Below are 7,264 nucleotides of genomic sequence, written 5' to 3'. Positions count from 1 at the left end.
GCACCTGGCGCGGGCCGGAAACGGGCGCCATCAGCGCCTGCAGCAGCGGCAGCGCGTAGGCGGCCGTCTTGCCGGACCCCGTCTGGGCTGCGCCCAGCACGTCGCTGCCGCACAGGATGGCGGGAATGGCGGCTGCCTGGATGGCCGTCGGCGCGGCATAGCCGGCCTTGTCGACGGCACGGACCAGGGCGGGAATCAGACCCAGTGAGGAAAATGGCATAACGGGCCTTCTTTATTCGTAAAGTGAGACCGGCCGCAATGTGCGGCCGGTCGGATATGGCGACAGTATAAGGCAGACGGCTACTGGCGTGGCATTTGCAGCTTCGGAAAGCCCGCTTCGTCATAGCCGGGCATGGCGCGGCGGATGGCGTGCGAAAAATCAGGATCGTCGTTGGCCGCCCGCGCGCGCGCCGTGACGTGGCCGCCATCGCGCAGCTGCTGGAAGCTCAGGCCGGGCACCAGGCCCTTGACGTCGAACAGATAGCGGTCCAGGTAGCCGGAAGCCATCAGCCGGTAGTCGAGCGGCAGGCCCGGCACGATGCGGCGCACCATCTCGAAGACGATGGTGGTGCAGTTGGCCGTCAGGGTGTTGTAGAACCGCGGCTGGTTCTTCAGTGCTTGCGCCTCGTCCAGGTAGGCGAGGAACAGCGAGCGCATGGCAGCTTTCGGCATCATGACGCGGTACAGATGCATGTCCTCGCCGCGCGCATTCGTGCGCACGCGCAGGATGTCGCGCTCGTCGGCGGCGATCAGGCTCATCTCGAAATGCTTGAAGAAACCGCCGATGGCGGAAAAGCTCTCGCCCTTCTCCTTGCGGATCTCGATGGAAAACGTCAGAAAGCGCCCGTCGGCAAAGCCGAACGAGATCAGGGTATGCGCGATATAGGGGCCCGTCCAGTACGACAGCGCCGTGTCCACCGTGCGCAGTTCGTCGAGGTCGTAGCTGCGCTGCTCCCACTTGACCGTGTAGTCGTCATCGCTGCGCCAGTCGAAATTGCGCACATTGTCCAGGGTGACGAGATTGCCTGCCACCTTGCCGGTGACGTTGCGCGCCACGTCGTCGGCCCACACGCGCTGCTGTTTCGGCGTGATGAAACTCCACCACACGAGCAGCAGGAGGAAACCTGCCGCATACGGCAGCAGCACGCGCGCGTCGCCGCGCATCCACCACAGCGCGATGCTGGCCACGCCCAGCGCACCCCACAGCAGCGCGCCGATGCCTTGCGCGGCCGTGCCGCCGGACAGCTGGTACCACAGCGCCAGCGCGCCCCACAGTGCAGTCAACAGGAGAATCAGGGAAACGGCCATTTTGCCGAAGGTGCCCAGCACGGAGCGGGCACGATGTGATAAGAAAGTCATGCCCTGATTATAAGGGCAAGCTCAGGAACAGGTGAGTTCAGACAGGTTTCGATGCAACAGGCTGCAACAGCATTGCTTGCCTGCCAATTTGTTTCATGAGAGCATGCTATCCAGATAAAATGTATAGACAAGGCGCTCTGTCACGGCAGCGCTGCCTTGGCCATTCCAGGAGATACCTTGCAGTCCCCTTCCCTCTACGCCCTCGCCGGCAGCCTCAATTCCCTTTTCATTGTCGTCAGCCTGTTTGGCCTGTGGTCGCAGCTGCAAAAAATCTGGCAGCGCAAGCGCGATGCCGGCATCGGCGCCGGCAAGACGACGGACATTTTGTCCATCAACCAGTTCACCGTCAGCTTCCTCGCGTATTGCGCGTTTTTTGTGTACGGCTATTCGATCACGCCATTCAACCACTACATCGTCTGGCCGCGCCTGATCGCGTCCTTGATCGCGCTGACCATCCTGTTCGAGATTTACCGCGACCGGCGCAGCCGGGCATCGCGCAATGCGCTGCTGGCCTGCGCGCTGCTGCTGTGCGCGGGCGTGGCGGGCCTGGCCTTCGGTCCCACCTTCACGGATGAAAAGCGTGTGATCTCGCAAAGCCTGATCGTCGCCGTCACCGTGCTGCTGGCGCAAGGCTATGCGCACCAGATCGGCCTGATCTGGCGCTCGGGCAGGACGGGCGCCGTGTCGTTAAAGATGAGCCAGTTCATCCTGGCGATGGATGTCAGCACCATCTTCTTTGCCTGCGTCATGGGACTGTCGACAGGCTGGCCCTTGCTGCTGCTGGCCAGCGTCAGCGCTGCGACCAAGCTTGCCATCATGTGGCTGTTCCGCTGGGAGAAAACCAGCCCCGCCGCGCAGATTAAACGCCAGGCGCCAGCCTGAGCTTACTGTCCGCTCAACGCGCGCATTTCCGCATACAGGTTCGCCTTGCCCTCGAAGCCGATGCCGACCAGGTCCGGCATGGTGATGTGGCCGTTTTCGACGCGCACGCCGTCGGGGAAGCCGCCGAACGGCTGGAATAAATCCGGGTACGATTCATTGCCGCCCAGGCCCAGCCCTGCCGCGATATTCAGCGACATCTGGTGGCCGCCGTGCGGGATGCAGCGGCTGCGCGACCAGCCGTGCTGCTGCAGCATGTCCAGGGTGCGCAGATATTCCACCAGGCCGTAACTGAGGGCGCAGTCGAACTGCAGCCAGTCGCGGTCGGCGCGCATGCCGCCATAGCGGATCAGGTTGCGCGCATCCTGCATGGAAAACAGGTTTTCGCCCGTCGCCATCGGCTTGTCGTAATAGCTGCGCAAGGTCGCTTGCAGCTCGAAGTCGAGCGGGTCGCCCGCCTCTTCATACCAGAACAGGTCGTACTGGCGCAGCGCCTTGGCGTAGGCGATCGACGTGTCCAGGTCGAAGCGGCCGTTGGCATCCACGCACAGCTTTTGCCCATCCTGCAGCACTTCCATGATGGCGTCGATGCGGCGCAAATCCTCGTCCAGCGAAGCGCCGCCGATCTTTTTCTTGACCACCGTGTAGCCGCGGTCGATATAGCTGCGCATCTCGTCCTGCAAGGCACTCAAGCTCTGGCCCGGATAGTAATAGCCGCCGGCCGCATACACGAACACCTGTTTGTCCGGCACGCCCGTGCCATGGCGTTCGGCCAGCAGCTGGAACAGCGGCTTGTTCTCGATCTTCGCCACGGCATCCCAGATGGCCATGTCGATGGTGCCGATGGCCACCGAGCGCTCGCCGTGGCCGCCCGGCTTTTCATTCGTGTACATGCAGTCCCACACCTTGTGCGGATCGAGGTTGGCGCCGTCATCCGTCACGAGGCTGGCCGGATCGGCGTCGAGGATGCGCGGGATGAAGCGCTCGCGCATCAGCATGCCCTGGCCGTAGCGGCCATTCGAATTGAAGCCGTAGCCGACGACGGGCTTGCCGTCGCGGATCACGTCGGTGACGACGGCCACCAGGCTCAGGGTCATCTTGGTAAAGTCGATGTAGGCGTTGCGGATGGGGGAAGAGATGGGGATGGTCTTTTCGCGGATTTCAACGATTTTCATGCGGGTCTCCTGTGCTTGAATGGTGACGCCAGCTTAATCGCGATACGCAGTCGTATAATCGATAGCAATTTAAACCATTCTTCACTTGAAGTTAATAATGAAAAGCGACGCCACCACGGAAATGGCCTTCTTTGTGCTGCTGGCCAAGCTGGGCAGCCTGTCGGCCACGGCGCGCGAGCTGGACATCACGCCGCCCGCCGTCAGCAAGCGATTGCAACTGATGGAACAGCGCCTGGGCGTGCGTTTGCTCAATCGCAGCACGCGGCGCATCAGCCTGACGGGCGATGGCGAAAGTTATCTGCAGCAGGCACGGCAGATCCTCGACGATATCCGCGCCATGGAAGAGTCCCTGGCCAGCGGCAGCGCGCAGCCGCGCGGATTGCTGCGCGTCAACGCCACCCTGGGTTTCGGGCGCACGGTGATCGCGCCCCTGCTGTCGCAATTCGCCCTGCACCACCCGCAGCTGGAAGTGCAGCTGCAACTGACGGACAGCCCCATCAACCTGGTCGAGCAGGCGTACGACCTGGGCATCCGCTTCGGCGACCTGCCCGACACGCGGCTGTCGGCGCGGCGCATCATGTCGAACCGGCGCTTCCTGTGCGCCTCGCCCGCCTACCTGCAGGCGCACGGCACGCCGCAGACGCCGGACGAGCTGGCGCAGCACCGCTGCATCGTGCATCGGCAGAATGACGACGCCTACGGCATCTGGCGTTTGAGCCGGGGCCGCGCCACCCACACGGTGAAGGTGCGCGGCACGGTGGCCAGCAATGATGGCGACGTGGTGCTGGGCTGGGCGCTGGACGGGCACGGCATCCTGCTGCGCTCGGAATGGGACCTGACGCGCTACCTCGACAGCGGCCGCCTGCGTGTGGTGTTGGCTGATTACGCGCTGGCGCCGGCCGACCTGTACGCCTACTACCCGAGCCGCCACCAGCTGCCCGCCAAAGTGCGCGCTTTTATCAATTTTCTCATCGAGCAGTTGCAGCCGGAAGCGGCCACAGCGGCCAAATCAGGTTAAACTACAATATTGCGATATGGCAATATTATGAAGGAGTAGGTTTTGCTAGTCATACTCGGATTTCTCGTCGTGCTGTTTTCCGTCTTTGGCGGCTTCGCCATGCAGGGGGGGCATTTGGGCGCCCTGTTCCAGCCGCTGGAACTGCTGATGATCGGCGGCGCCGCGCTGGGCACCTTCTTTGTCGGCAATGACGCCAAGGCCATCCGCGCCACGTTCGCCGCCCTGCCCACCCTGTTCCACGGCTCGCAATACACGAAAGCGCGCTATATGGAGCTGATGGGCCTGATGTATGAAATCCTCAGCAAGATCCGCAAGGAAGGCTTGATGTCGGTCGAGGACGATATCGACGACCCCTACCGCAGCGCCATCTTCGTGAAATACCCGTACACGCTCGGTGACGAGCACATCCTGGAATTCATCACCGATTACCTGCGCCTGATGGTGTCGGGCAATATGGACGCCTACCAGATCGAAAATCTGATGGATAACGAGATCGAGACGCACCATGAAGATGCGGAAATGCCGATCCAGACGATTTCGCAGCTGGCCGACGCCATGCCCGCCTTCGGCATCGTGGCCGCCGTCATGGGCGTGGTGCACACGATGGCTTCCGTCGGCTTGCCGCCGGCCGAGCTGGGCGTGCTGATCGCGCAGGCGCTGGTGGGCACCTTCATCGGCATCCTGCTGGCCTACGGTTTCATCGCGCCGCTGGCCAGCTTGCTGCGCCGCAAGCACCATGAAACGGCGAAGATGTACCAGTGCGTGAAAGTGACCCTGCTGGCCAGCCTGAACGGCTATGCGCCGGCGCTGGCCGTGGAATTCGGCCGCAAGGTCATTTCCGCCACGGAACGCCCATCGTTCAGCGAACTGGAAAACCACGTGCGCCAGGTGCGCACGAAGAACTGATACGGCCGGTTAGCCTCAATCGTCAGGCTTCCGGCGCCGTCCAGACCAGGTTCCACAGGTGGCCATCGATATCCTCGAAGCCCTGGTCATACATGAAGCCATGGTCTTCGGGCGGATGCGGTATGCGGCCACCGGCGGCAGCTGCCCTGGCGATCAGGCCGTCCACCTCTTCCCGGCTTTCGCAACTGAGGCAAATGACGACTTCATTGGCCTCCTTCGCATTCGCCACCGGCTTGCCGATCAGTGACTGGAAGAAGGCTTCCGTCGTCAGCATGGCCTGGATGCTGCCATCGACGATGTTCATGAACGCCGCGTTCTCGCCGCTGAAGCGGGGATCGAAGGTAAAGCCAAGGGCGGAAAAGAAGGCCTTGGATTTATCCAGGTCCTTGACGGGCAGGTTGAGGATGATCTGTTTGTGCATGGCGCTTCCTTGCTCACACGTTGACGAAAAAATCGTACCTCCAGAATACCAATAAAAACTAAAGAAAGGCGCGGGCCAGGCTGGAGCGCGCGCCAGCCACCGCGCGCAGGCGTTCTTCAAGGTAGGCGCTCACGCGCGGATGCTGGCTGAAGGCGACGTTGAAGCGGATGTGCTGGTCGGGCGTGTCGTTGGCCGAAAACGCGGCGCCGCGCATCAGCAGGATCTTGTTGCGGTAGGCGTCCTGCACCAGCAAGTCCACGTCCAGCCCTTCGGGCATGCTGCCCCACAGGAAAATGCCTGCGTCGCCGGGCTGCTCGAACAGCACGCCGGCCGCGCTCAGTTGCCGCGTGCTGGCGTTGCGCGCCACCATGATCTTGCGTTGCAGCCGTTCCAGGTGCTTGCGCAGATTGCCTGCCTTGAGCACTTCCAGCAGCACGTATTCGTTCAGCGCAGGCAAGGTCATGATGGAATGGATCTTGGTGCGCATCAGCAGCTTGAGCAGGTTGGGCGCCGCGGCCAGGTAGCCCATGCGCAGGGCCGGGCTCAGCGCCTTGCACAGGCTCGAATAATAGATCACGCCATCAAGTCCGGACAGCGACGCCAGCCGCGTGCTGTGGCCCGGCTGGAAATGGCCGTGCACGTCGTCTTCGGCGATCAGGAAGCCGTACTGCTGCGCCATGATCAGCACCTTGTGCAGGTTGGCGGCGCTGCTGCTCCACCCGGTGGGATTGTGCAAGGCCGTCTGCATGAACAGCAGACGCGGACGGTGCGCGCGGCAAGCCGCTTCCAGTTCGTCCAGGTCGAGGCCATCGGGGCGGCGCTTGATGGGCACCAGGCGCACGCCGTCCTGGCGCAGCCTGCCGAACATCAGGAAGTATCCGGGGTCTTCCACCAGCACCGTATCGCCGGGCTGCAGAAACGTGCGGCAGATCAGATCGATGGCATGGGTGGCGCCGAACGTAGTGAGGATGTGGCTGGCGTCCGCGGCGATGCCGATGCCGCGCAACAGCAGCGCGATCTGCTCGCGCAGTTCGGCCAGCCCTTGCGGCGGACAGCGCGAGGCCATGCCGGCCACGCTGCGCGCCAGGCCACGCTGCACGGCGGCCGCCGGCAGCGCGTCCTGCAGCCAGGTGGGCGGCAAGGCGCCGCTGCTGGCCAGCAGCACGCCCGGCCGCTGGTCATTGACTTGCTGGCTCAGCCAGACCGGTTCCTGCTCCTGGCCCGCTTCCAGCGCCACCTCGTCGGGAATGGCGCGGCTGGCGTCAGTGAGTGCGCACACGAAGAAGCCCGTCGTACCGTGCGTATCGATGACGCCTGCGGCCACCAGCCTGTCATACGCCACCACCACGGTGTTGGTGCTGACCGCGAGCTGCGTGGCGAGCTGGCGGATCGACGGCAGCCTAGTGCCGCCAGGCAGGACGCGTTGCGCGATCTGCAGGCGCAATGCAGCCTCGATCTGCTTGAACAGGGCGATGGGCGAGGAGCGGTCGATGGCAAACATGGGTG

The 7,264-nt window shown here is 63.3% G+C and carries 8 protein-coding genes; 3 read left to right on the top strand and 5 right to left on the bottom strand.

Annotated features, from left to right (window positions below):
* Positions 1-220, bottom strand: a 220-nt coding sequence (locus HWE17_RS20415) for a DEAD/DEAH box helicase (protein WP_176390027.1), incomplete at its 3' end; no start/stop codon positions are given.
* Positions 221-300: 80 nt separating this feature from the next.
* Positions 301-1,359 (bottom strand): DUF4105 domain-containing protein, encoded by a 1,059-nt coding sequence (locus HWE17_RS20410; RefSeq protein WP_176390026.1) that lies wholly within the window; start codon positions 1,357-1,359, stop codon positions 301-303.
* A gap of 177 nt (positions 1,360-1,536) precedes the next feature.
* On the opposite strand from HWE17_RS20410, the gene HWE17_RS20405 reads away from it, so the two are divergent.
* Positions 1,537-2,241: a hypothetical protein gene (locus HWE17_RS20405; RefSeq protein ID WP_176390025.1), complete on the top strand. Its 705-nt coding sequence runs from the start codon at positions 1,537-1,539 to the stop codon at positions 2,239-2,241.
* Between the two features lie 2 nt (positions 2,242-2,243).
* Here the strand turns inward: HWE17_RS20405 and HWE17_RS20400 are convergent, their stop codons facing one another.
* Positions 2,244-3,413 (bottom strand): mandelate racemase/muconate lactonizing enzyme family protein, encoded by a 1,170-nt coding sequence (locus tag HWE17_RS20400; protein ID WP_176390024.1) that lies wholly within the window; start codon positions 3,411-3,413, stop codon positions 2,244-2,246.
* Positions 3,414-3,510: 97 nt separating this feature from the next.
* On the opposite strand from HWE17_RS20400, the gene HWE17_RS20395 reads away from it, so the two are divergent.
* Positions 3,511-4,431 (top strand): LysR family transcriptional regulator, encoded by a 921-nt coding sequence (locus HWE17_RS20395; RefSeq protein WP_176390023.1) that lies wholly within the window; start codon positions 3,511-3,513, stop codon positions 4,429-4,431.
* 42 nt (positions 4,432-4,473) lie between these two features.
* Positions 4,474-5,337 carry a flagellar motor stator protein MotA gene (motA, locus tag HWE17_RS20390; RefSeq protein WP_035820336.1) on the top strand — a complete coding sequence of 288 codons (864 nt, stop codon included), beginning with the start codon at positions 4,474-4,476 and terminating at the stop codon, positions 5,335-5,337.
* A 22-nt stretch (positions 5,338-5,359) separates the two neighbouring features.
* Here motA and HWE17_RS20385 read toward each other — a convergent pair whose 3' ends face one another.
* Together HWE17_RS20385 and HWE17_RS20380 are read right to left on the bottom strand one after the other, a co-directional pair.
* Entirely contained in the window at positions 5,360-5,758 is a 399-nt protein-coding gene (locus tag HWE17_RS20385) for a VOC family protein (protein ID WP_176390022.1), read from the bottom strand.
* Between the two features lie 58 nt (positions 5,759-5,816).
* Positions 5,817-7,259: a PLP-dependent aminotransferase family protein gene (locus HWE17_RS20380; RefSeq protein WP_176390021.1), complete on the bottom strand. Its 1,443-nt coding sequence runs from the start codon at positions 7,257-7,259 to the stop codon at positions 5,817-5,819.
* Positions 7,260-7,264 lie beyond the last annotated feature (5 nt).

This window comes from Janthinobacterium sp. BJB401 (genome assembly GCF_013372745.1).
Taxonomy (GTDB): domain Bacteria; phylum Pseudomonadota; class Gammaproteobacteria; order Burkholderiales; family Burkholderiaceae_D; genus Janthinobacterium; species Janthinobacterium rivuli.
Note: the sequence above shows the minus strand (reverse complement) of the source record. Positions and strands in the feature narration are given on the sequence as shown.